This is a genomic window from Frigidibacter sp. ROC022, from assembly GCF_024723735.1.
GTDB lineage: Bacteria > Pseudomonadota > Alphaproteobacteria > Rhodobacterales > Rhodobacteraceae > SLM-1.
In genome coordinates, this window is record NZ_JANQDU010000002.1 from 241749 (window position 1) to 264338 (window position 22590).

General features: G+C 68.3%; 19 protein-coding genes. 6 read left to right on the forward strand and 13 right to left on the reverse strand.

Going from position 1 to position 22590, the window contains the following annotated elements:
* Positions 1-181: 181 nt before the first annotated feature.
* From ccoP to ccoN, 4 genes are read right to left on the reverse strand one after another with little or no spacing between them, the layout of a single operon-like run.
* A complete protein-coding gene (gene ccoP / locus NUW50_RS07855; RefSeq protein WP_258288551.1) occupies positions 182-1063 on the reverse strand; it encodes a cytochrome-c oxidase, cbb3-type subunit III in 882 nt (293 codons plus the stop codon).
* Complete coding sequence (locus tag NUW50_RS07860) at positions 1060-1242, reverse strand: cbb3-type cytochrome oxidase subunit 3 (RefSeq protein ID WP_258288552.1); 183 nt, start codon at positions 1240-1242, stop codon at positions 1060-1062. The genes ccoP and NUW50_RS07860 overlap by 4 nt, the downstream gene beginning before the upstream one ends.
* A 13-nt stretch (positions 1243-1255) precedes the next feature.
* Positions 1256-1981 (reverse strand): cytochrome-c oxidase, cbb3-type subunit II, encoded by a 726-nt coding sequence (gene ccoO / locus NUW50_RS07865; RefSeq protein WP_258288553.1) that lies wholly within the window; start codon positions 1979-1981, stop codon positions 1256-1258.
* 12 nt (positions 1982-1993) lie between these two features.
* Positions 1994-3586: a cytochrome-c oxidase, cbb3-type subunit I gene (gene ccoN, locus NUW50_RS07870; protein WP_258288554.1), complete on the reverse strand. Its 1593-nt coding sequence runs from the start codon at positions 3584-3586 to the stop codon at positions 1994-1996.
* Positions 3587-3951: 365 nt separating this feature from the next.
* On the opposite strand from ccoN, the gene NUW50_RS07875 reads away from it, so the two are divergent.
* Positions 3952-4788, forward strand: coding sequence for a universal stress protein (locus NUW50_RS07875; protein WP_258288555.1), 837 nt, complete (start codon positions 3952-3954; stop codon positions 4786-4788).
* Positions 4789-4989: 201 nt separating this feature from the next.
* Here NUW50_RS07875 and fnrL read toward each other — a convergent pair whose 3' ends face one another.
* Positions 4990-5730 carry a transcriptional regulator FnrL gene (fnrL, locus tag NUW50_RS07880; protein ID WP_258288556.1) on the reverse strand — a complete coding sequence of 247 codons (741 nt, stop codon included), beginning with the start codon at positions 5728-5730 and terminating at the stop codon, positions 4990-4992.
* A 60-nt stretch (positions 5731-5790) separates the two neighbouring features.
* Between fnrL and hemN the strand changes: the two genes are divergently transcribed.
* Together hemN and NUW50_RS07890 are read left to right on the forward strand one after the other, a co-directional pair.
* The gene (gene hemN / locus NUW50_RS07885; RefSeq protein ID WP_258288557.1) at positions 5791-7146 is read left to right on the forward strand and encodes an oxygen-independent coproporphyrinogen III oxidase; all 1356 of its coding nucleotides are present in this window, start codon (positions 5791-5793) and stop codon (positions 7144-7146) included.
* A gap of 90 nt (positions 7147-7236) precedes the next feature.
* A complete protein-coding gene (locus NUW50_RS07890) occupies positions 7237-8745 on the forward strand; it encodes a malonate--CoA ligase (protein WP_258288558.1) in 1509 nt (502 codons plus the stop codon).
* Positions 8746-8819: 74 nt separating this feature from the next.
* Here NUW50_RS07890 and NUW50_RS07895 read toward each other — a convergent pair whose 3' ends face one another.
* Entirely contained in the window at positions 8820-9446 is a 627-nt protein-coding gene (locus NUW50_RS07895; protein WP_258288559.1) for a YbjN domain-containing protein, read from the reverse strand.
* Positions 9447-9545: 99 nt separating this feature from the next.
* On the reverse strand, positions 9546-13001 hold the full coding sequence (gene smc, locus NUW50_RS07900; RefSeq protein WP_258288560.1) for a chromosome segregation protein SMC: 3456 nt from the start codon (positions 12999-13001) through the stop codon (positions 9546-9548).
* Between the two features lie 210 nt (positions 13002-13211).
* Here smc and NUW50_RS07905 point away from each other — a divergent pair, with 210 nt between their 5' ends.
* Entirely contained in the window at positions 13212-14897 is a 1686-nt protein-coding gene (locus NUW50_RS07905) for a Y-family DNA polymerase (RefSeq protein ID WP_258288561.1), read from the forward strand.
* Between the two features lie 271 nt (positions 14898-15168).
* Positions 15169-15513 (forward strand): DUF2794 domain-containing protein, encoded by a 345-nt coding sequence (locus tag NUW50_RS07910; protein WP_258288562.1) that lies wholly within the window; start codon positions 15169-15171, stop codon positions 15511-15513.
* Between the two features lie 162 nt (positions 15514-15675).
* Here the strand turns inward: NUW50_RS07910 and NUW50_RS07915 are convergent, their stop codons facing one another.
* The 3 genes from NUW50_RS07915 to NUW50_RS07925 form a co-directional block, all read right to left on the reverse strand.
* Positions 15676-16503: a C40 family peptidase gene (locus tag NUW50_RS07915; RefSeq protein ID WP_258288563.1), complete on the reverse strand. Its 828-nt coding sequence runs from the start codon at positions 16501-16503 to the stop codon at positions 15676-15678.
* Positions 16504-16512: 9 nt separating this feature from the next.
* The gene (locus NUW50_RS07920; protein ID WP_258288564.1) at positions 16513-17913 is read right to left on the reverse strand and encodes a leucyl aminopeptidase family protein; all 1401 of its coding nucleotides are present in this window, start codon (positions 17911-17913) and stop codon (positions 16513-16515) included.
* 123 nt (positions 17914-18036) lie between these two features.
* Complete coding sequence (locus tag NUW50_RS07925) at positions 18037-18408, reverse strand: hypothetical protein (RefSeq protein ID WP_258288565.1); 372 nt, start codon at positions 18406-18408, stop codon at positions 18037-18039.
* A gap of 145 nt (positions 18409-18553) precedes the next feature.
* Between NUW50_RS07925 and NUW50_RS07930 the strand changes: the two genes are divergently transcribed.
* A complete protein-coding gene (locus tag NUW50_RS07930; protein WP_258288566.1) occupies positions 18554-19201 on the forward strand; it encodes a carbonic anhydrase in 648 nt (215 codons plus the stop codon).
* A 3-nt stretch (positions 19202-19204) separates the two neighbouring features.
* Here the strand turns inward: NUW50_RS07930 and NUW50_RS07935 are convergent, their stop codons facing one another.
* From NUW50_RS07935 to NUW50_RS07945, 3 genes are all read right to left on the reverse strand, one after another.
* Complete coding sequence (locus NUW50_RS07935) at positions 19205-19789, reverse strand: DUF2585 family protein (protein ID WP_258288567.1); 585 nt, start codon at positions 19787-19789, stop codon at positions 19205-19207.
* On the reverse strand, positions 19786-21420 hold the full coding sequence (locus NUW50_RS07940) for a DUF4139 domain-containing protein (RefSeq protein WP_258288568.1): 1635 nt from the start codon (positions 21418-21420) through the stop codon (positions 19786-19788). The genes NUW50_RS07935 and NUW50_RS07940 overlap by 4 nt, the downstream gene beginning before the upstream one ends.
* A 98-nt stretch (positions 21421-21518) precedes the next feature.
* Positions 21519-22541: an aspartate-semialdehyde dehydrogenase gene (locus NUW50_RS07945; RefSeq protein WP_258288569.1), complete on the reverse strand. Its 1023-nt coding sequence runs from the start codon at positions 22539-22541 to the stop codon at positions 21519-21521.
* Positions 22542-22590: the final 49 nt, after the last annotated feature.

Genomic DNA, 22590 nt, shown 5'->3' on the forward strand with positions numbered 1-22590 from the left:
CCGGGCAGGACTCACGCTAATCGAAGCCGCGCCCCATGCCTTGATCTAGGTCAAGTCCGGGGCCGGAGGGCCGGCAATTCGCAGGCTTTGCCCCTGCGGCGTCGAACGCTCCCCGCGCAAGGAAAACGGCGCGCCCCAAGGGGGACGCGCCGCTGCCTGGTCTTCCGTTCCGGACCTGCCGCTATTCGCCGCCGCCCAGCTGGTGGACATAGAGCGCCACCGCCTTGACCTGCTCTTCGGTCAGCCGCTGGCCCCAGGCCGGCATCACGCCGAAGCGGGCGTTGGTCACGGTTTCGGTCAGCGTCGCCTCGTCGCCGCCATAGAGCCAGATGGCATCGGTCAGGTTCGGGGCCCCGAGTTCACGATCCCCCTTGCCGTCCTCGCCATGGCAGGAAGCGCAGTTGTCGGCAAAGACGGTCGCGCCCGCGGCTGCCTTGGTGGCATCATGCTCTTGCCCCGAGAGTTGCAGGACATATTGCACGACCTCGTCGATCTGCGGCTTTTCCAGCAACCCGTCGGCACCGAACCGCGGCATTTCCGAGTAACGCGCGTCGTCGTCGGTGGTGTTGCGGATGCCGTGGGTCACGGTGGTCAGGATCGCCTCCTGATCGCCGCCCCAGAGCCAGTCGTCATCAAGCAGGTTGGGATAGCCCTTGGCCCCCGACGCGCCCGAGCCGTGGCATTGCGAGCAATTCGCCCGGAACACCGCAGCCCCGGCGTTGACCGCGAAATTGTGCAGCGGCGAGCCCGGCGCGATGGTGTCCAGGTCGGCCGAGGCCAGTTCCGCCATGATGCTGGCATTCGCATCGTCCACCGCCTTGATGTCCGCCGCGACTTCGGCACGGGAGGAATAGCCCAGCACCCCTGCGGTTGCGCCTTTGACCAGCGGCCAGGCCGGATAGGCGATGCTGTAGCCGATCGCCCAGACGATGCAGGCATAGAGCGTGTAGAGCCACCATTTCGGCAGCGGGTTGTTGAACTCCTCGATGCCGTCCCAGGAATGCCCGGTGGTCGACGGATCGGGCCGCACGGCGGCCTGTTTTCTGACGGGTTTCTTGGTCATTTCCCGGTCTCCATGTCGCTGGCGGGCCGATCCTCGTTTCGGAACGGAACCTGGCTTGCGTCCTTATGGGTGGCGCGGCTGCCGGGCCGGTAGGCCCAGAGGATCGCCACCACGAAGAACCCGAACATGGCCAGAAGAACCCAGCTGTCGGCGATTTCGCGCAGGATGTGATAGTCCATCTCTCGGCCCTCCTCAGCGGCTCGCCGCAGGCTCGAAGGTCGAGAAGTCGACCAGCGTGCCCAGCATCTGCAAATAGGCGATCAGCGCGTCCATTTCGGAAATCCCCGGCTGACGGTCGAAGTTCGAGACCACCGCCTTGGGATAGCGCTCCAGAAGACCATCGGTATCGGCAAAGGGATCGGCCTGGGCCATGAAGTCGGCCTCGGCATTCTCCATGTCCTCATCCGTGTAGGGCACGCCGACCAGCCGATGCGTGGCCATCAGGTCCTTGATGTAGGTCGGCTCGATCTTTCGATCCAGCAGGAAGCCGTATTTGGGCATCACCGATTCCGGCACCACCGATTGCGGGTCGGTCAGGTGATCCACATGCCATTCGTCCGAATAGCGTCCTCCCACTCGCGCCAGATCCGGCCCGGTGCGTTTCGAGCCCCACTGGAACGGATGGTCGTACATCGACTCCGCCGCCAGCGAGTAGTGGCCGTAGCGTTCCACCTCGTCCCGGATCGAGCGGATCATCTGGCTGTGGCAGACATAGCAGCCTTCGCGGATGTAGATGTCCCGCCCGGTCAGTTCCAGCGGCGTGTAGGGCCGCATCCCATCGACCTTCTCGATGGTGTTCTGCAGGTAGAAGAGCGGCGCGATTTCGACGATGCCGCCGATCGAGACCACGAGGAAAGAGAAGACCAGCAGCAGCGTGGCGTTCTTTTCGATGACCTTATGCTTGTCGAGAATGCCCATCGACCGGCCTCCTTATTCAGCCGGGACCGCAGCGGTGACCTTTTCAGGGGCCTTCCGCGCCGTCATCCAGAGGTTATATGCCATGATCAGCGCGCCGGTGAGGTACATGACCCCGCCTGTCGCCCGGACCACATACATCGGGAACTTCGCTGCCACGGTGTCGGCGAACGAGTTCACCAGGAAGCCGTTGGCATCGACCTCGCGCCACATCAGGCCTTCCATGATCCCTGTGACCCACATCGACGCCGCGTAGAGCACGATGCCGATGGTCGCCAGCCAGAAGTGCCAGCTCACCAGGCTGAGGCTGTAGAGCCGCTCGCGGTTCCAGAGCCGCGGCACCAGGAAGTAGAGCGCGCCGAAGGTGATCATCCCGTTCCAGCCCAGGGCGCCGGAATGGACGTGGCCGATGGTCCAGTCGGTGTAGTGCGACAGCGAGTTCACCGCCCGGATCGACATCATCGGCCCTTCGAAGGTGGACATGCCGTAGAAGCCGACCGAGATCACCATCATCCGGATCACCGGGTCGGTGCGCAGCTTGTCCCAGGCCCCCGACAGGGTCATCAGGCCGTTGATCATGCCGCCCCAGGACGGCATCCAGAGCACGATCGAGAACACCATGCCCAGGGTCGAGGCCCAGTCCGGCAGCGCGGTGTAGTGCAGGTGGTGCGGACCGGCCCAGATATAGAGGAAGATCAGCGCCCAGAAGTGCACGATCGACAGCTTGTAGCTGTAGACCGGGCGCTCGGCCTGTTTCGGCACGAAATAGTACATCATGCCCAGGAAGCCCGCGGTCAGGAAGAAGCCGACCGCGTTATGGCCGTACCACCACTGGGTCATCGCATCCTGCACGCCCGAGAAGACCTGCACCGACTTGGCACCGAAGATCGAGACCGGGATCGAGAGGTTGTTCACGATATGCAGCATCGCCACCGTCACGATGAAGGACAGGTAGAACCAGTTGGCGACGTAGATGTGCTTTTCCTTGCGGATCATGATGGTGCCCAGGAACACCGCCAGATAGGCGACCCAGACGATCGTCAGCCAGAGATCGGTGTACCACTCGGGCTCGGCATATTCCTTGGACTGGGTGGCGCCCAGCAGATAGCCCGTGGCGGCCATCACGATGAACAGCTGGTAGCCCCAGAACACGAACCAGTGCAGGTTGCCGCCCCAGAGCCGCGCCGCACTGGTGCGTTGCACGACATAGAAGCTGGTGGCGATCAGGGCGTTGCCGCCGAAGGCGAAGATCACGGCCGAGGTGTGCAGCGGGCGCAGCTTGCCGAAGTTGGTGAAGCCCTGCGCCCATTCGATGTTCAGGACCGGAAAGGCGAGTTCGAAGGCGATGTAGGTGCCGACCAGAAAGCCGACCACACCCCAGAACACCGTGGCGATCACCCCGGCGCGAACCACACCGTCGGCATAGCCGGTATCCGGCTCGGGCGCCGGATCGCCGACATGGCGCAGTTGCCAGATGAACATCCCCGCCGCGATTGCCATGATCAGCAGCGCATGGATCAGATAGGCCGGATCGCGTGCGAAATTCGCAGCGATGGCCGCAGCAAGGGCGATCAACCCAAGCGCCACCAGTTTCACAAAGTCCTTCATGCCGTCGGTCCCCTTCGACTTCCCACCCAAAAAGCCGGGGCATTTTGGGGGCTGTTCGCCTTTTTGTGCCCGTCTGGCCGGTTTCCCGACCGCAAGCCTTGATCCATATCAAAGCTCTACACCAGATGCTCCGCTTTGGTCACGCTGCTTCACGGAACCGCGACATCCTGACCTTGTCTTGCACCGCACCCTGTCACGCGGTGATGCCGAAGCTACCCTTTCACTCTACGGTTGCGCCCGTGTCTGGCAAGCCTCAGACTCTGCCCCGATGCCGGTTCCCATGCGGCAATCCGGGTTGATGCAGGTCAAGGCGGGGGCAACCGCGACAGCGCAACCTGTTGGAAACTGCATCACGGAGTCCGGCCATGACCTGGAAGACACTCACCACATTCGTCACCGACATGACACTCGACGCCAACGCGCTGGACGCGGCAGTCACGCTGGCCCGGCGCTTTGACGCGCATCTGGACGTGCTGTGCCTCGGCATCGACCTGACCCAGCCCGAGGTCTACTACACCGGCGCCCAGGCGATTGCCCTTCCGGGCGCGATGGAAGAGGCCGACCGCCATGCCAAGACGCTGGAGACCGCGGTCAAGCAGAAGCTGGACGGCACCGACATCCGCTGGTCGGTCTCGGCCGTCGCGACACCGATTGTCGGGGTTTCGGCCACCGTATCGGATGCGGCGCGGTTCAGCGATCTGGTGATCGCCGCCCGGCCCTATGGAGAGGGTCGCGGCACACCGCAGGTTCAGATCGTCGAATCGGCGCTGTTCGGGGCCGACGCCCGGGTGCTGGTGATCCCCGATGACGCGATGCCCGAGAAATTCGACCACGTGGCCCTGGCCTGGAACGATTCGCCCGAGGCGATGCGCGCCATGCGGGCCGCCCTGCCGGTCATGCAGGCCGCCAGCGAGACCGAGATCGTCATCGTCGATCCGCCCCGCCACGGCCCCGACCGTTCGGATCCCGGCGGGCGTCTGGCCCAGTTGCTGGCCCGGCACGGCGTCACGGCCTCGATCCGGATCCTGGCGCGCACCATGCCTTCGGTCTCGGACGTGCTGACCCAGCATGTCGAGGACAGCGGCACCGATCTTCTGGTCATGGGCTCCTATGGCCATTCGCGGCTGCGTGAATCGATCCTCGGCGGCGCGACACGCAACATGCTGGAACATGCCAAGGTGCCGGTTCTGATGGTGCACTAACTCCTGGCGGGGCCGAAGGGCCCTGCCCCCATCACGCCGGTTCCGGGCGCCCGGACCGGCGGCAACCCTCTGCCTATGAGCGTCCGATGCTTCCCGGACTCAAGGCACGGAACTTCGGCCCGGCATCCCGAAAGGTCTTCAGCGACAGCCTCGGCGTCAGGGTTCTGGAGGTGCTGAATGGCAGCGGCGGCGCGGTCGGCGTCAGGCCAGCATCCCGCCATCGACGTCGTCGCCGGTCTCTTCCAGCAGCCGGTCGAAATCGGGCACGGTAACCGAGCGGTTGCCGGACAGCACGATCACGCCCTCCTTCTTCAGCGCCGAGATCTGGCGGCTGACGGTTTCCAGAGTCAGGCCGAGGTATTCCGACATCGATTCCCGCGACATGGGCAGATCGAACTGGGCGCCGTCACCGGGCTTGGTCAGCAGCAGGCCGGCCTGCCGCCGGGCGATGATCACCAGCAGGCTGGCGATCTTCTCGCGCGCGGTCTTGCGCCCCAGGATCAACATCCATTCGCGGGCCGAGTCGAGCTCGTCCAGGGTCATTTCCAGCAGCCGGCTGCCGACGCTGGGCACCCGGCGCAGAAGGTCCTCGAAGGGCGCCTTGCGAAAACAGCACAGGGTCACCTCGCTCATCGCGGTGACATCGTAATTCACGACATTGCGGCCCGGGCGGCCCAGGAAATCCGACGGGAACAGCAGCCCGACCATCTGCCGGCGCCCATCCTCCATCGTCTGGTTGAGGCTGGCGATTCCGGTGACCACCGAGGCGACGAATTCCAGCCGGTCGCCGGCCCAGACGATCGGCTGTCCGGCCTGATAGGTGCGATAGAACTTGATCGCCTCGAGCTGCGCCAGTTCGTCAGCCTGACAGTTCGCGCAGACTGCGCGGTGGCGGATCGGGCAAGAACCGCAGTCCTTGGTGTCAAAGGCTATCTTGTCCATTCGTCCGCGCGTTTGATCCAGGTCAAGGAGGAATTCCCGGTCTCAACTCTAGTTAATCACATGACGGACATTTCGCAACTGCGGCAATTGGGCCTCTTCGACTCGCGCGTGCCGCGCTACACCTCCTATCCCACGGCCCCGCAGTTCTCCGACCGGGTCGGAAACACCACCGTCGAGGATTGGCTGGGCCGCCTCTCGCCGGGCGCCGAGGTCTCGCTTTACCTGCATGTTCCCTTCTGCCGCAGATTGTGCTGGTTCTGCGCCTGCCGCACCCAGGGCACCACCTCGGCCGAGCCGGTACAGGCCTATGTCGAGACCCTGCTGGCCGAGCTTGCGCTGGTCGTCGACCGGCTGCCCGAGGGCGTCACCCTGTCCCGCCTGCACTGGGGCGGCGGCACCCCGACACTGATGACCGGGCCCCAGATCCGGCAGCTGGCGGGGGCAATCGCCGAGGTGCTGCCCTTCGCCTCCGGACACGAATTCTCGGTCGAGATCGACCCGAACGAGCTGGACGACGACCGGCTGGATGCCCTGGCCGAGGCCGGGATGAACCGCGCTTCGATCGGGGTGCAGGACTTCGACCCCGAGATCCAGAAGGCGATCGGTCGCCAGCAAAGCTACGAGCTGACCGCCAGCACCGTCGAAGCGATCCGGGCCCGGGGCGTGACCAGCCTCAACATGGACCTGCTCTATGGTCTGCCCTTCCAGACCGTGGAGCGGATTTCGGACGGCGTCCGGAAGGTGCTGTCGCTGCGGCCGGACCGGGTTGCGCTCTATGGCTATGCGCATGTGCCCTGGATGGCGCGGCGCCAGGGCCTGATCCCGGCCGAGGCGCTGCCGCCGCCGGAAGCCCGGCTGGAACTGTCCACGACGGCCGAGCATCTGTTCACCGAGGCCGGCTATCAGGCGGTGGGCATCGACCATTTCGCCCTGCCCGGCGACGGTCTGGCCACGGCGGCGCGGGAAGGCCGACTGCGGCGCAACTTCCAGGGCTATACCGATGATACCGCGGCCACGCTGATCGGGCTGGGCGCCTCGGCGATCTCGCGCTATCCGCAGGGCTATGCACAGAACCTCTCGGCCACCGGCGCCTATCAGGCGACGGTCCGGCGCGGCAGTCTGGCCACCGCGCGGGGCCACGCCTTCGCCGGAGAGGACCGTCTTCGGGGCCGGATCATCGAGGCGCTGATGTGCGATTTCCGCGCCGATCTGGAGGCGCTGTCGCTGGAATGCGGTGCCGCACCGGGCCAGGCCCGGGCGCTGCTGGATGGTCTGGCCGAGGCCATGCCCGACACCACCCGGCTCGACGGCGACGTGCTGACCATCCTGCCCGATGCCCGCAGCCTGACACGGATCATCGCCCGCCATTTCGATGCCTATGCGGCGAAGCCGACGGGCTACAGCCAGGCGGTCTGAACAGAGCGGGCGATACGGCCGGCCCGGTGTCTTTTTCGGATTCATCCTCTGGCGCGTCTGCGCTAGAACTCCGCCAGGGAGACTCCAACAATGACAAATCCGCTCTACGACCGGCTGTTCGGCCAGCATCTGGGCAACGACCGCGCGTTCCTGATCCTGCCGGACGGCAGCACCATCAGCTTCGACGGCTTCCTGCGCATGGCCCATCGCTATGCCAACCTGCTGACCGCCCGGGGGCTGGCGCCCGGTGACCGCGTCGCGATGCAGGTTCCGAAGTCGCCCGAGGCGCTGGCGGTCACTGCCGCGGCCGTCGCGGCCGGGATCGTGTTCCTGCCGCTGAACACCGCCTATACGGCCCCCGAGCTCGACTATTTCATCGGCAACTCCGGTGCCGGGCTGGTGCTCTGCGATCCGGCCTCCGAGTCCGCGCTGGCGCCGATCGCCAGTCGCCACGGCGCCAGCCTGATGACCCTGGGCGCCAAGGGCGAGGGCAGCTTCCCCGCCGCCGCGGAGGGCCTGCCCGAGACCTTCGCCCCGGTCGAGCGGACCCGCGAAGACCTGGCGGCGCTGCTCTATACCTCGGGCACCACCGGGCGCTCGAAGGGCGCGATGCTGACCCAGAACAACCTGCTGTCGAATGCCGAAGCCCTGGCCGATCTCTGGCGCTTCACCCGCGACGACGTGCTGCTGCACGCCCTGCCGATCTTCCATACCCACGGGCTGTTCGTGGCGACCAATACCTGCCTGCTGGCTGGCGCGCAGATGATCCTGATGCCGAAGTTCAACACCGCCGAAGCGTTACGCCTGTTGCCGCAGGCGACCGTGATGATGGGGGTGCCGACCTTCTACACGAGGCTTCTGGACGATCCCGGCTTCGACCGCGCCGCGACCGCGCACATGCGGCTGTTCGTGTCCGGCTCGGCCCCGCTGCTGGCCGACACCCATCGCCAGTTCGAGGACCGGACCGGGCACCGCATTCTCGAACGCTACGGCATGACCGAAACCAACATGACCTGCTCGAACCCCTATGAAGGCGAACGGCGGCCGGGCACCGTCGGCTTTGCCCTTCCCGAGGTCGAGATCCGGGTCTGCGACCCCTCCGGCAAGGAACTGCCGCAGGGAGAGATCGGCACCCTGGAGGTGCGCGGCCCGAACGTGTTTTCCGGCTATTGGCAGATGCCCGAAAAGACCGCTGCCGAGTTCCGCCCGGACGGGTTCTTCATCACCGGCGACCTGTCCCGGATCGACGCCGACGGCTATGTGCATATCGTCGGACGCGGCAAGGACCTGATCATCTCGGGCGGTTTCAACGTCTATCCGAAAGAGATCGAGGAACTGCTCGACGCGCAGCCGGGCGTTCTGGAAAGTGCGGTCATCGGGGTGCCGCATCCGGACTTCGGGGAAGTGGCCGTGGGGCTTCTGGCACGCGAGCCGGGCGCAGCGCCCGATCTGGCGGCGATCGAGGCCGATCTTGCCGCGAAACTGGCCCGGTTCAAGCATCCGAAACGGCTGATCGTGGTCGACGAATTGCCACGCAACACGATGGGCAAGGTCCAGAAGGCGGCGCTGCGGGCCGAACATGCCGGGCTCTTCGCCTGACAAGGGTCCGGGGGCCGAACGGCAAACGGCCAGCCCGTTTCGGGGCTGGCCGCCGTTTTCCTTGGTGGCGCGGGTCAGACGCCGATCATTTCCTCGAAGCTCGGCATGATCACGGTCCAGAGCCGCACATATTCCAGGAAGGTCCGCTTATCCAGGCCGCCGTCGCGAACCAGGATGTCCATCATCATGCGCGGCTGGCCGTCCTTGTTGGTGAAGGCGCGGATATAGCGGAAGTCGTTGTTGAACTGGTCAACCTGCTCCAGCGTCGGCTTTCGGTCGAGCGAATAGGACACATAGAATTCCAGCCCCAGGCAGCCGGACGAGGCCTGGCAGTCGAGGAACAAAATCCAGTAGGTCGATTTGCTGGCGGTGCCGATGATCTTGGGGTTGCCCTGATCATCGGTGGTCAGCTCGGCCCGATAGCCGGCGTTCATCATCGCCTGCTGGATGCCGACCGGATCGTTGGCCAGAACCACCTCGAAGGCCGGTGCGGGCCCGGGGTTCTGATTGGCGCCGGGGCCCGGCGGCGGGTTCGGGCTCTCGCCGCGGGTGATCGTCTTGGGCGCGTTGTCGCCGCCGCCGGCGATCGGCGCCTTGGGCTTGGGCGTCCAGCCCTTCACGTCATTCGATTGGGCAAATGCACTTCCTGAAGCCATGGACAGGATCAATGCGGCGCCGGCGAGGCTCTTGAAATTCATCATAACAGTCTCCCTTCTCTGAAATTTATTTTCACCAACCCTTTCCCCCGGGTCAAATGAAAATGCCTGTCATATTACCAGATTGCCGGGAGTGCCCGGTATTCAGGCCACCAGGGCTTCGGCCTTCTTCAGGTCCACCGAGACCAGCTGACTGACGCCCTTTTCCCCCATGGTCACGCCGAACAGCCGATCCATCCGGCTCATCGTCACGGCATGGTGGGTAATGACCAGGAACCGGGTCTCGGTCTGCCGGGTCATCTCGTCGAGCAGGTCGCAGAAACGGGTGACATTGGCGTCGTCGAGCGGCGCGTCGACCTCGTCCAGCACGCAGATCGGCGCCGGGTTGGCCAGGAACACGGCAAAGATCAGCGCCATCGCGGTCAAGGTCTGTTCACCGCCCGACAGCAGGCTGAGCGTCGAAAGCTTCTTGCCCGGCGGCATGCAGAGGATCTCCAGCCCGGCCTCCAGCGGATCGTCGCTTTCGACCAGGGTCAGCCGCGCTTCGCCACCGCCGAAGAGATGGGTGAAGAGACGCCGGAAATTGTTGTTGACCTGTTCGAAGGCGGTCAGCAGGCGTTCCCGCCCCTCGCGGTTCAGGCTTGCGATCCCGGCCCGCAGCTTGGCCACCGCCGATTCCAGATCGGCCTTTTCCGAGACCAGGGAGTCATGCTCGTCCTGCACCGATTTCGCGTCTTCCTCGGCCCGCAGGTTCACCGCGCCCAGTGCCTCGCGTGAGCGTTTCAGGCGGTTGACCTCGGCCTCGATCGCCTCGGCCCCCGGCATCGTCTCGGGGTCGGCGTCCAGCGTGTCGAGCAGCGCCGCCGGGTCGAGATCCAGATCCTCGGCAATCCGCGCCTCGGCCAGGGCAACGGTTTCGCGGGCGGCTTCGCTGCGGGCCTCGGCACGGGCCCGGGATTCGCGCGCCTCGCCGGCCAGCTTTTCCGCCTCGCGCTCGGCCAGCGTCGCCTCGCGCAGCGTGGTTTCGGCGGCGGCCAGGGCATCGGCGGCGGCCTTGCGGCGGGCCTCGGCGCTTTCGAGCTTGTCGGTCAGTTCCGCCCGCCGCGCCGCGATGGCGTCCGGCACGTCGCTGGCCTCGGCCAGTTCCGCCTCGGAGGCCGCCTTGCGCTCGCCCAGTTCGGCGATCCGCCGCCCGGCATTGTCCAGCCGCCCCTGCCAACTGGCCAGTTCCTTGGCCACCTCGCCCCGGCGCCGCGCCCTTGCCTCGCCGTCGCGCTTCAGCTCATCATGCGCGGCCCGCCGGGTCAGCATGGTGACCCGCGCCGCCTCGACGGTCATCTTGACCTCTTCGACCTCGGCCCGCTTCGCGTCGAGATCGGGCAGCGCCGCCAGTGCCGCCTCGGCCTCGGCCAGCCGCTGCCGCGCCGCGCGGGTCTCGTCCTCGTGCCGCCGCACCGCCAGCTTCAGGCTTTCGACCTTGCCCGCCGCGATGTTGCGGTCGGCTTCCAGATGCGACAACCGGCGCGCCGCCTCGCCCTGTTTCCGGTCGGCCTCGCGCCGTGCTTCGCGGGCCTTGGCATCGGCCTCGGTCAAGGCCGCCAGCCGCCGCTTCAGCTCGTCATGCGCCTGGCCAAAACCCTCTGCGCGGGCCTTGGCCTGCTCGCGCTCCTGCTTCAGCTGCTCGACCCGGTTCAGCTGCTGCAACCGCAGGGCCGCCGCCGAGGGCGCATCCTCGGCCGCCGCGCGGAATCCGTCCCAACGCCAGAGATCGCCCTCGACGCTCACCAGCCGCTGCCCCGGAAGAAGCTGCGCCTGCAGGGCGGCGCCCTTGTCGGCATCGACCAGCCCGACCTGCGCGATCCGGCGCCGCAGCGCCTCGGGCACCTTCACCTGCGCCGCCAGCGGCTCGACGCCTGCCGGCAGGGCCTGCGCCGCCTCGTAATCCGGCAGATCGGCCCAGCCCGAGCGCCGCCCCTCGGCCAGCAGGGGCGCCCGCAGATCATCCGCCAGGGCCGCGCCGATGGCCTTTTCATAGCCCGGCGCCACGCTCAGCAGGTCCAGCACCTGCCCGTCCTCGGCGGTGTCGCGGTCCAGCAGCCGGGCCAGCGCCGCCACCTCGGCCGAGAGCGCGTTCAGCTCGCCCTCGGCTTCCGAGCGCGCCGCCCGGGCGTCGGCCTCGCGGCTCTGCGCCTCGGCCCGGGCCACATCGGCCTCGGCCAGCACGGTTTCGGCATGGGCTGCCAGTGCCTGCGCCTCAGCCACCTCGGCTTCGGCCTCGGCGAAACCTTCGGCGGCGCGGGCCAGCGCGGCCTCCGCCTCGGCCCGCTGCGCCCGGGCCTTTTCGGCATCCGCCTCGCCCTGCGCCACGGTCTTGCGGCTGTCCTCGACCAGCCGGGCCGCCGACTGATGCCGGGCCGAGAGCCGCCCGACCTCGTCATTCAGATCGCGCAACGTGTCCTCGCGAGCGCCCATCACCTCGCCCGCCGCCCGTGCCGCTTCGGCGGCTTCGGCCAGCCGCGCCTCGTGCCCCTCCGACGCCGCGTCCAGCGCCTCGGCCTCTTCCCGCAGGCCGCGCATCGTCTCGCCCGCGTCGCGGTTCAGCGCCTCTTCGCGCTCGATGTCCCGCGTCAGCTGCACGATCCGGCCCTCCAGCGCCTGCATCGCCTGCCGCGCCTGGGTCTCCTGGCCGGCCAATGTGTCGCGCTCGACCACCAGCCGCTGCAACACCGCCCCGGCAATCGCCTCTTCCTCGCGCAGCGGCGGCAGGGCGGCTTCGGCAGCCTCGCGCGCGACCCCGGCCTCGCGCGCCGCGCGTTCGGCCTGGCCCGCCGCCTGCAAACGGTCGCGCAGCAGCGCCTCGGCCTCGGCCCGGGCCTGGTCGGCCTCGCGCCAGCGCCGGTAGAGCAACATCCCCTCGGCCCGCCGCAGGTCATTGCCGATCTCGCGGTAGCGCGCCGCCTGTCGCGCCTGCCGGGCCAGGCTGACCAGCTGCGCCGCCAACTGCTCGATCACGTCCTCGACCCGCAGCAGATTGGCCTCGGTGCCCTTCAGCTTCAGCTCGGCCTCGTGGCGCCGGGCATAGAGCCCGGAAATCCCCGCCGCTTCCTCCAGGATCATCCGCCGCGCCTTCGGCTTGGCATTGATCAGCTCGCTGATCTGCCCCTGCCGGACCAGCGCCGGGCTGTGCGCCCCGGTCGAGGCATCGGCGAACAGCATCTGCACGTCGCGGGCCCGGACGTCCTTGGTATTGACCTTGTAGGCCGAACCGGCATCGCGGGTGATCCGCCGCACGATCTCGATCGTGTCGGCATCGTTGAAGCCCGAGGGCGCCAGCCGCTCCGAATTGTCGACGGTCAGCGCCACCTCGGCAAAGTTCCGCGCCGGACGGCTGTTGGTGCCGGCGAAGATCACGTCTTCCATGCCGCCGCCGCGCATCGCGCTGGCCCGGTTCTCGCCCATCACCCAACGCAGCGCTTCCAGCAGGTTCGACTTGCCGCATCCGTTCGGACCGACCACGCCGGTCAGCCCGTCGGCGATCATCAGATCGGTCGGATCGACGAAACTCTTGAAGCCGTTCAGGCGAAGGCGGGTGAAACGCATGGGGGACCGGCTTTGCGGCTGGATGATTCCTGAGCGCGAACTGTCCGGCACCGGACCGGGGCGAGTCAACATCCACCCACCGCATATAGGCTGTGACGCCAAGTTATCCCCAAGATATGAGGTTCTCCGGCCCGAATTGCCCGGCGGCCGAGCCGACTCGACTCGCGGATGCGGCGGCGCTAATCTGGAACAAAGAAAGAACATCCAGCCATGGCCCAACGCCGCATCCTGTCGCTTTGGTTTCCGCGCCTCGGCGCCGAACGGCTGCTGCGCCGCGCCGCGCCGGATCACGGCCCCTTCGCGGTGGTCGAGGACCGGGGAAATGCGCAGGTGCTCTGCAGCCTCTCTGCCGAGGCCGACCAGGCCGGGCTGCGCGAAGGCCAGCCGCTGCGCGATGCGCTGGCAATGTGCCCCGACCTGACGACAAGGCTGCGCAACCCGCAGGCCGAGCTGGACTTCCTGCGGGTGCTGCGCCGCTGGGCCGGGAAGTTCAGCCCCTGGGTCGCCGATCAGCCGCCGGCCTCGCTGCTGGTCGATCTGACCGGCTGCGCGCATCTGTTCGGCGGCGAAGAGGCGCTCCTGGCCCAGGCGGAAGAGGATTGCGCGGCCATGGGGCTGACGGTCCATGCCGGGATCGGCGACAGCCCCGGCGCGGCCTGGGCGCTGGCCCGCTTCGCCGGTCAGCCCGAGCGGCCGGGACGCAGCGGCGATGCCATCGACCAGGAGGCGCCGGCGACCCGGGCAAGGGCGGTGAAGCGGCGCAACTGGGAACGCGGCGGACCACCGCCCCGGCTGGCCGCGCCCGGCGCCCGGGCGGCCCGGATCGCGGCGCCGGGCCAGGCGCGGCAGGCGCTGGCCGGGCTGCCGGTGGCGGCGCTGCGGCTCGACCCCGAGGTGACGGCCTCGCTGGTCCGGCTGGGCCTGCGCCGGATCGGCGACCTGGCCGGAATGCCCCGCGCCGCCCTGGCCCGGCGGTTCGGCGCCGAACTCGGGCTGCGGCTGGACCAGGCCCTGGGCGTCGCGCCCGAGCCGATCTCTCCGGCCCGCGCACCGCTGCATTTCGCGGTGCGGATGAGCTTCCCGGACCCGATCGGCACCGACGCCGACATTCTGGCCGGGATCGACCGGCTGCTGGCCCGGCTGTCGGAACGGCTGGTGGCGGCGGGGCGCGGCGCCCGGCGGCTGCGGCTTCAGGCCTACCGTGCCGACCAGTCCATGCAATGGGTCGAGGTCGGGCTGGCCCGTCCCTCGGCCGAGGCCGACCGGATCCGGCCGCTGCTGGTCCAGAAGCTCGGCGATATCGACCCCGGCTTCGGCATCGACTGCCTGCGGATCGAGGCGCATGTGACCGAGCCGGTGAAGGCCCGCCAGCATCGCGGCCATCTCGACGCCGCCGCCAGCGCCACCGCCCGGCAGGGCGCCGATACCGCGCTCGACGATCTGATCGGCAAGCTGGGAGCGCGGATCGGGCTCGAGGCGATCCTGCGCCTGCATCCCGCCGACAGCCATATCCCCGAAAAGGCGGTCAAGGTGCTGCCCGCCGCCTGGTCCGAGCCCGCCACCGACTGGCCCCGCCCCCCGGCGCCGCGGCCGCTGGTGCTCTGGCGGCCCGAGCCGGTGCAGGCCGAGGACCGCCCGACCCTGCCGCTGACCTTCCGCTGGCGCCGCCGCACCCTGCGCACCCTGCGCGCCCGGGGACCGGAACGGATCGCGCCGGAATGGTGGCTGGACGAACCCGACTGGCGCAGCGGCGTGCGCGACTACTGGCGGGTGACGGTGACCGGGGCCGAAACCGGTATGGCCGGAGATGCCGCCGGGGGCGAGACCCTGTGGCTCTACTACGCCCATGGCGCCGCGATGTCCTCGGGCTGGTTCTGTCAGGGCAGCTTTGCCTAGGGATCGGCATGCACCGGCCCCTGAACGACGAAAGCCCCCGCTTTTCAGCGGGGGCCAGTCCCTCGATCGTCTCGACGAATGTCCCCGGTGCCGCAGACTGGGTGGGGGCAATTAAACCGCAGCACCGGGGTTAGCGTTCGTCGCTACAGGTCCTCTTATCCGGGCCGTCAGGGGCGAATCTGGGGTCGGTTCTGGGTCATAGACGGGTGGTTTCGTGGCGAAACCAAGGCAGCACTTGCCTTGTGGTTGTGGCGGGCGCAGTTTCGGAAACATGACACTTTCGAACCCGACGCCGTTTCCGCAACGGCCACAGTCCAGCCAGGTCGCCTTCGACCGGCAGGAGCTTGGCGTGATCCTCGCGCTCTACGGCAGGATGGTCGCCGCCGGCGAATGGCGCGACTACGGGATGAGTTTCCTGCGTGACGTCGCGGTGTTCTCGATCTTCCGCCGCACCGCCGAAGTGCCGGTCTACCGGATCGAGAAACGCCCCAGGCTGCGCGGCCGCCAGGGGCTCTACGCCCTGATCGGCGCCGAGGGCCAGGTCCTCAAACGCGGCCATGAGCTGCGCCCGGTCCTGGCGGTGCTGGAGCGCAAGCTGATCCGCCCGATCGACTGAGATCGCCAGCGCCGGGCTCGGGCCCCGCCGGGCCGTCGCCCGCCGCTCGTCGTTCCTCCCGGAAGGCCGCAGCGGCGCCGGCCGATGCCCGACGCCGCGCAAGCGGCCGGCCGCGGAGCCTCCGGCGGGGATATTTTCAAGATGAAGCCCGGGCCCGCCGGCTCAGAGCCGCCGGCACGAGCTCACCGGTTCGCCCTGCGCCAGGATCCGCGGCACCGCCGTGGCGATCGGTTCGTAGCCGACCAGCATCGCATGGCCATAGGCATGGATCAGGGTGCCGGGATCGGCGACCAGCGCCACATGGCCCTTCCAGAACATCAGGTCACCCGGGCGCAGCGCCGCATCCTTCTCCAGCGCCCGGCCCAAGGCCGCCTCCTGCAGATCGCTGTCGCCCGGACAGGCAATGCCGCAGGCCAGCAGCGCCGCCTGCACCAGCCCCGAGCAATCGATGCCGAAACCGCTGTTCCCGGCCCAGACATAGGGCGTGCCCAGGAACAGCCGCGCCACCGCGACCGGATCGGTCTCGACGCTGTCGGCCGGTTTCAGATGCCCGCTCGGCACGAAGCCCCGCAGCCCGGCGCAGCTGATCTCGCTCCAGCCGTCCTCGGCGGCCAGCTGCTGCACCCGGGCGCCGAAATGCAGGTCGAACAGCGCCGCCTGCCGCGAGCTCGGGGCCGGATAGGCCCAGGTCGTGCGCACCGCGACCCGATGCGTCACCGGCCCCGGCGGCGCCAGCGCGGTTTCGGGCAGCCAGCCGCAATAGCCATCTTTCGCCGCCCGCACATAGGCCCAGCCGTCGCGGCGCTCGTAGAGGTCCAGCGCATCGCCGCTCAGCAGCTGGCGGTCGCGGGCGCCCTCCGGGCGGTCGAGCAGGAACGGGTTGCCCCGGGCCTGATGCGGCTCGGGGTCGATATACAGCTCGGCCGCGACCTGGCCGCGCAGGTGGCTGGCGGCGACGCGGCCCGAGAACGGCGTGATCCGGCGGTCCATCCCGGCCCCCTACAGATCGAGCAGCGCCGGCAGCGCCGCCAGCAACGCCCGCGCGCCCTGGCCGACACCGCCCTTGGGCCGGCCCGGCGCCGCCCTGGGCTGCCAGCCGTAGATGTCGAAATGCAGGTAGCGCGGGCAGGCGGTGACGAAACGGCGCAGGAACAGGGCCGCGGTGATCGAGCCCGCCATGCCGCCCGAGGGCGCATTGTCGAGATCGGCCATCGCCGGTTCGATCAGCGTCTCGTAGGGGGCGTGGAACGGCATCCGCCAGACCGGGTCGGCCGCCCCAGCCGCCGCCGCCGACACCGCCTGCGCATCGGCATCGCGGGTGGCATAGAAGGGCGCCAGGTCCGGCCCCACCGCGACCCGCGCCGCGCCGGTCAGCGTCGCCATCGAGATCACCAGCGCCGGATCGCCCTCATCCGCCAGCGCCAGCGCATCGGCCAGCACCAGCCGGCCCTCGGCATCGGTGTTGTTGACCTCGACCGTCAGCCCCTTGCGGCTGGTCAGCACGTCCTGCGGCCGGAACGCATTGCCCGACACCGCATTCTCGACCGCCGGGATCAGCACCCGCAGCCGCAGCGGCAGCTGCAGCGCCATGATCGCCTGGGCCAGGCCCAGAACCGTCGCCGCCCCGCCCATGTCCTTCTTCATCAGCCCCATGCCCGCCGCCGGCTTCAGGTCAAGCCCGCCGGTGTCGAAACAGACCCCCTTGCCGACCAGCGCCAGCACCGGGCCCTCCGTCCCCCATGTCATCTCGATCAGCCGCGGCGCGCGGGGCGAGGCACGACCGACGGCATGGATCATCGGCAGGTTCTCGGCCAGCAGCGCATCGCCCTGCACCACCTGCACCACCGCGCCATGCGCCTGGGCCACGCTGCGCGCGGCCTCTTCCAGCTCTTCCGGACCCATGTCCGAGGCCGGGGTGTTGATCAGGTCGCGGGTCAGCGCCTCGGCCGCGGCCAGCACCTCGATCCGGTTCGCGTCGATCCCGTCCGGCGCCACCAGCCGGGCGGCAGGCGCGGCGGCGGCCTTGTAGCGGGTGAAGCGATAGCCCTCCAGAAGCCAGGCCAGCGCCGCCTCTTCCAGCGCCGCGCCGTCCAGGTCGGTGACCAGCCGCCAGTCTCCGGCCGGCAGCGCCTTGCGCACCGAGGCCAGGGCAAAGCGTTGCCGGTCGGCGGCCGGGCCGTCCTCGCGCAGCGCCAGCGCCAGAAGCGGGCGCCCGTCCGGCCCCGGCACGAGCACCGGCCTCCGGCTCTTCGGCCCATGACCCAGAACCGTCAGCCAGTCCCGCACCGGCCCGGGCTGCGCCGCAAGCCAGGCCTCCAGCCCCGAGGCCGCAACGAAATGCAGCGGCAGGGCCGAGTCGGACGGCGGGGCGAATCGCAGGGCATCGGGGGTATCAAGCATCGTCGGTCTCCGGGTTTTGCCCGGACCCTAGACCCTTCGCAGGGGGCCTGAAAGCCCCCTGGACGCGCCGCGCCGGCAGATGCGGACCGGCGCCACCCCGACGCCGGCCCTGCCCGCCGCGGCTCAGCCGGACAGATTCTGCAACTCCCAGATCGCCACCAGCGAGCTCTCGCCCAGCCGGATCATCCGGCTGGCAACCGCGGCCAGCGCCGCCGGATCGTCGCGGGCGCAAAGCGCGACCAGCTGCGCCGCCACCGCGGCCAGATTCGGCATCCCCAGCCGCTCGGCCAGCGGCGCGACCTGCCCGGCCAGCTGCCGCAATTCCTCGATCCGGCCCTGCCGCCACATCGGATCGGCCCGCGATATCCAGACCGCCAGTTCCTCCATCGCGCCGCCGACCAGTCGTTCGGCCTTCTCGACGCCCAGCGACCGGCACATCTCCTCGATCGGGCTGCGATCCAGCGCCACATGTTCCCGCATATCCAGCATCGACACGATCATCGGCTCCACACTCCACCTGACCCCCGCGGCCACCCTGGCACGGCGGGCTTCACCAACCCTTTCTGCGGTCGCGAAAAATGGCTCGAAATTGGTGCGAATCCGTCCTAAACCGGGGACATCCCCAGAACAGCAGAGCCCCATGCAGCACGCACGCCCCCTCCCCAGCTACCTGATCAAGCGGTTTCACGGCTGGAAAGCCACAAGCTATGCCGAGAACCGGGTCTGGTATCGGCGGCTGGCCGAAGAGGGTCAGCGCCCGCGCGCCATGGTGATCTCCTGCTGCGACAGCCGGGTGCATGTCACCTCGATCTTCGGTGCCGATCAGGGCGAGTTCTTCATTCACCGCAACATCGCCAACCTGGTCCCGGCCTATCAGCCCGATGGCGAGGCGCATGGCACCTCGGCGGCGATCGAATTCGCGGTGACCTCGCTGAAGGTCGCGCATCTGATCGTTCTGGGCCATTCCGGCTGCGGCGGGGTCCAGGGCTGCCACGCCATGTGCTCGGGCCATGCGCCGGAACTGGAGGAACGCTCGTCCTTCGTCGGGCGCTGGATGGACATCCTGCGCCCCGGCTACGAAAGGGTGACCGAACTGCCCGCCGACGACCAGCTGGAAGCGCTGGAAAAGCAGGCGGTGGTGATCTCGCTGGAGAACCTGCTGTCCTTCCCCTTCATCAAGGCGGCGGTCGATGCGGATGACCTGTCGCTGCACGGGCTGTGGACCGACACCGGCGCCGGGGAACTGGAACAGCTCGAGGCCGAAACCGGCGCCTTCGTCCCGGTCTGATCCCTAGCCGCCCGCCTGCCAGTCCAGCACCGCCTGCAGCGGCCAGATCAGCATCAGGATGTTCAGCGCCAGCCCGTCGCGGATCGCCCAGGCGGCCAGCGCCTCGAAGGCCAGGATCGCCACGACGCTGCCCCAGACCGGCAGCCGCCGCGCCGCCCAGAATCCCAGCATCATCGCCAGGATGTCGCAGATCGAGTTCAGCACCGTGTCGCCGTTGTAGTCGAGCGAGATGGTCACTGCCCGGTAGCGCTCGATGATGAAGGCGGAGTTCTCGAAGATTTCCCAGACCGCTTCGACCGCCACCGCGATGACCAGCCGCCAGCGCAGCGGCACCTTCCGCGCCACCAGCCACAGCGCCGCGTAGAACAGGAAGCCGTGGATGACATGCGACAGCGTGTACCAGTCCGAGACATGCAGCGAGCCGCCCGGATCATCGGCCCCGGTGAACAGCAGCACATAGCCGCAGTCGCAGATCAGCGACCGCCCGGAAAGCCAGAGGTAGAGCCCCGTCGCCACGAGGATCGCCAGGATCGCCAGCCAGGGCCGCCACCGGCCCGCGTCCTGCCCCTCCGGGTGCGCGATGCTCATTCCAGGACGAATCCGCTGGGCCAGCTCATCGAGTAGCTCAGTTCGATCACCTGCTTGGTTCCGGCGCCAATCTCGAAGTCCCAGGCCAGCACGCCGCGCTTGCCGTCAAGATCCTCTTCGCTGGGCTTCGGCCGTGCCGAGTGGCTGATCGACAGATCGTCCTGTTCCGAATAAGGCACCCGGTCGATGACCCGGATCGGCCAGTCCTCGCCGGTCAGGTTCTCGATGGTCAGCAGCGCCGTCTCGTCCAGCTGGGTGGAGCGCGAGACGAATCCGGTATCGCCCTCGCTGCGGTTCGGCACCGTCCGGGTCAGCCGCAGCCCGTCGATCGGGCCGAAACCGATATCGACCTTGTCATTCGCGGCGACCAGCGGAAGATCGGTCCCGCCGACCAGCTGGCCGTCCAGCCACAGCACCGCCTCGCCGGGCAGCAGAACCTCGGGCGTGCTGTTGCGGGTGGTAGCGACGACAAAGGCGGTTTCGTCCGACGCGGGCACCGCCACCGCCCTGACCTCCGGCGTCAGGGTCAGCGTATCCAGCGCCAGCCGCAGGTCCTCGACACCGGAACGCAGATCGACCGGGTTGGGATAGACATAGGTGACGATCGCGCCGGCCATCTCGACCGCCGCTTCCTCCAGAACCACCGGCGCCTCCTCGGCGAATGCCGGAGGCGGAGCCGCCGCGCCGCCTGCCTTGCGGTCCAGCGAGCCGGAGGCATAGCGCTCGTTCTCGCCGATGATCGCCTTCCGGTCCGGATAGACCACCGAGGGCCGGCTCTGCCCGCTCGGCCGCGCGGTCGAGAGCGTCAGCCTGACCCCCAGCCAGTCCTCGCCGCTGTATTGCGAGACGACCACGCCGCGCTCGGCGATCATCGCGTCGGTCTCGCCCCGGGTCAGCCGCAGGTCATAGACCGGGCGCCAGCCGGCCTCGTCCACGAAGACCAGAACGGTCAACGCCGTCGGACCCTCGGCCTCGGTCTGCACCGTCATCGTCAGGGTCGCGGTCTCGGGGTTGTCGGTCAGCGCCTCCAGCGCCTGCCGGGCCCTGTGCAGCGCCTCGACATCCGGCTTCAGGGCCCGTTCGGCGGCATCGGCCTCCTGCGTGGCCCGCAGCGCCTCGGTCCGGGCGGCCAGGATTTCCGCCCCGATGGTGCCGGCCAGGGCGCGAATCTCCTCGGCCGTGCCGGTCACCGCCCCGTCCTTGCCGACGCCGCGCAGGAACAGCGCCTGCGCATCCGCCGCCTCGGCCCTGAGCCGGATCAGCGCGATGTCCTGCTGCTTGTCGCGCAGCACGGCCTCCAGCCGCTCCACCTCGGCGCGGGCGGCCTTGATCGCGGGCCGGGTCAGGTCCTCGGTCGCCGGTTGCCGGTCGGCCGCCAGCGCCACCGCGCCGACCTTGACCCCCTCGGGCGCCACGATCCGCAGCGCATCAGCCGGGGTTCCGGCGGGCAGATCGGGGATCACCAGCGAATGCAGGCCGGCGGGGGCGGTGAACTCCACCCGCCGGGCGACCTGCGCCCCCCAGGGATAGAGTGTCACCGCCTCGACCTTCGAAGGCAGGGCAAAGGTTTCGGCTGCGGCGGGAAAGGCCAGCAGGAACACGGCAAGACAGGAGTTCAGAACAACGCGCATGAAAAATCCTCCGGGGGCCAATGCCCCGAAGGCTGCCCCAGCCGTGACGGTCTGGCAAGGGGAGTCGGGGCCGGGCCGAAGCCCGCCGCCTTCCGCCGTCAGGCTTTCTTCAGTATCCGGTTGCCCAGAATCTCGGCGATCTGCACCGCGTTCAGCGCCGCGCCCTTGCGCAGGTTGTCCGACACGCACCACAGGTTCAGCCCGTTCTCGGTCGTCGAATCCTGCCGGATGCGGCTCACGAAGGTGGCATAGTCCCCGACGCATTCGACCGGGGTGACGTAGCCGCCCGGCTCGCGCTTGTCGACGACCAGCACCCCGGGCGCCTGGCGCAGGATGTCCCGCGCCTCGTCCTCGTCCAGGAATTCCGCGAACTCGATGTTGATCGCCTCGGAATGGCCGACAAAGACCGGCACCCGCACGCAGGTCGCGGTGACCTTGATCGACTTGTCCATGATCTTCTTGGTCTCGGCGACCATCTTCCATTCTTCCTTGGTCGAACCGTCATCCATGAAGACGTCGATCTGCGGAATCACATTGAAGGCGATCTGCTTCTGGAATTTCGACGGATCGACTTCCTGGCCCGGAACATACAGCCCCTTGGTCTGGTCCCAGAGCTCGTCGATGCCCTCTTTCCCGGCGCCCGAAACGCTCTGATAGGTCGAAACCACGATCCGCTTGATCCGCGCTCGGTCATGCAGCGGCTTCAGCGCCACCATCATCTGCGCGGTAGAGCAGTTCGGGTTGGCGATGATGTTCTTGTTCTTCACCATCTCGATCGCGTCGGGGTTCACTTCGGGCACGATCAGCGGGATCTGCGCGTCGTAGCGATAGAGCGACGAGTTGTCGATCACCACGCAGCCGGCATTGGCGGCGCGCGGCGCATAGATCTTGGTGGCCTCCGAACCGACGGCGAACAGGGCAATGTCCCAGCCCGCGAAATCGAACGCCTCCAGGTCCTGGGTCTTCAGCGTCTTGTCGCCATAGCTGATCTCAGTGCCCAGCGATTTCCTGCTGGCCAGGGCCACCACCTCATCGGCGGGAAACTGGCGCTCGGCCAGGATGTTCAGCATTTCGCGGCCCACATTGCCGGTGGCGCCCGCAACGACGACTCGATACCCCATCAGGGCCTCCTGTTTGTCAAAAGACGTGGCCTCATAGCGCCTTGTCGCT

Bases quoted from the DNA above. Each gene is read 5' to 3' on its own strand.
- NUW50_RS07940 (WP_258288568.1), bottom strand. From the start codon at position 21,420: ATGCGCGTTGTTCTGAACTCCTGTCTTGCCGTGTTCCTGCTGGCCTTT.
- NUW50_RS07935 (WP_258288567.1), bottom strand. From the start codon at position 19,789: ATGAGCATCGCGCACCCGGAGGGGCAGGACGCGGGCCGGTGGCGGCCC.
- NUW50_RS07890 (WP_258288558.1), top strand. From the start codon at position 7,237: ATGACAAATCCGCTCTACGACCGGCTGTTCGGCCAGCATCTGGGCAAC.
- NUW50_RS07860 (WP_258288552.1), bottom strand. From the start codon at position 1,242: ATGGACTATCACATCCTGCGCGAAATCGCCGACAGCTGGGTTCTTCTG.
- fnrL (WP_258288556.1), bottom strand. From the start codon at position 5,730: ATGGACAAGATAGCCTTTGACACCAAGGACTGCGGTTCTTGCCCGATC.
- NUW50_RS07895 (WP_258288559.1), bottom strand. From the start codon at position 9,446: ATGATGAATTTCAAGAGCCTCGCCGGCGCCGCATTGATCCTGTCCATG.
- NUW50_RS07910 (WP_258288562.1), top strand. From the start codon at position 15,169: ATGACACTTTCGAACCCGACGCCGTTTCCGCAACGGCCACAGTCCAGC.
- smc (WP_258288560.1), bottom strand. From the start codon at position 13,001: ATGCGTTTCACCCGCCTTCGCCTGAACGGCTTCAAGAGTTTCGTCGAT.
- NUW50_RS07875 (WP_258288555.1), top strand. From the start codon at position 3,952: ATGACCTGGAAGACACTCACCACATTCGTCACCGACATGACACTCGAC.
- NUW50_RS07920 (WP_258288564.1), bottom strand. From the start codon at position 17,913: ATGCTTGATACCCCCGATGCCCTGCGATTCGCCCCGCCGTCCGACTCG.
- ccoP (WP_258288551.1), bottom strand. From the start codon at position 1,063: ATGACCAAGAAACCCGTCAGAAAACAGGCCGCCGTGCGGCCCGATCCG.
- NUW50_RS07930 (WP_258288566.1), top strand. From the start codon at position 18,554: ATGCAGCACGCACGCCCCCTCCCCAGCTACCTGATCAAGCGGTTTCAC.
- NUW50_RS07905 (WP_258288561.1), top strand. From the start codon at position 13,212: ATGGCCCAACGCCGCATCCTGTCGCTTTGGTTTCCGCGCCTCGGCGCC.
- ccoN (WP_258288554.1), bottom strand. From the start codon at position 3,586: ATGAAGGACTTTGTGAAACTGGTGGCGCTTGGGTTGATCGCCCTTGCT.
- NUW50_RS07945 (WP_258288569.1), bottom strand. From the start codon at position 22,541: ATGGGGTATCGAGTCGTCGTTGCGGGCGCCACCGGCAATGTGGGCCGC.
- hemN (WP_258288557.1), top strand. From the start codon at position 5,791: ATGACGGACATTTCGCAACTGCGGCAATTGGGCCTCTTCGACTCGCGC.
- ccoO (WP_258288553.1), bottom strand. From the start codon at position 1,981: ATGGGCATTCTCGACAAGCATAAGGTCATCGAAAAGAACGCCACGCTG.
- NUW50_RS07915 (WP_258288563.1), bottom strand. From the start codon at position 16,503: ATGGACCGCCGGATCACGCCGTTCTCGGGCCGCGTCGCCGCCAGCCAC.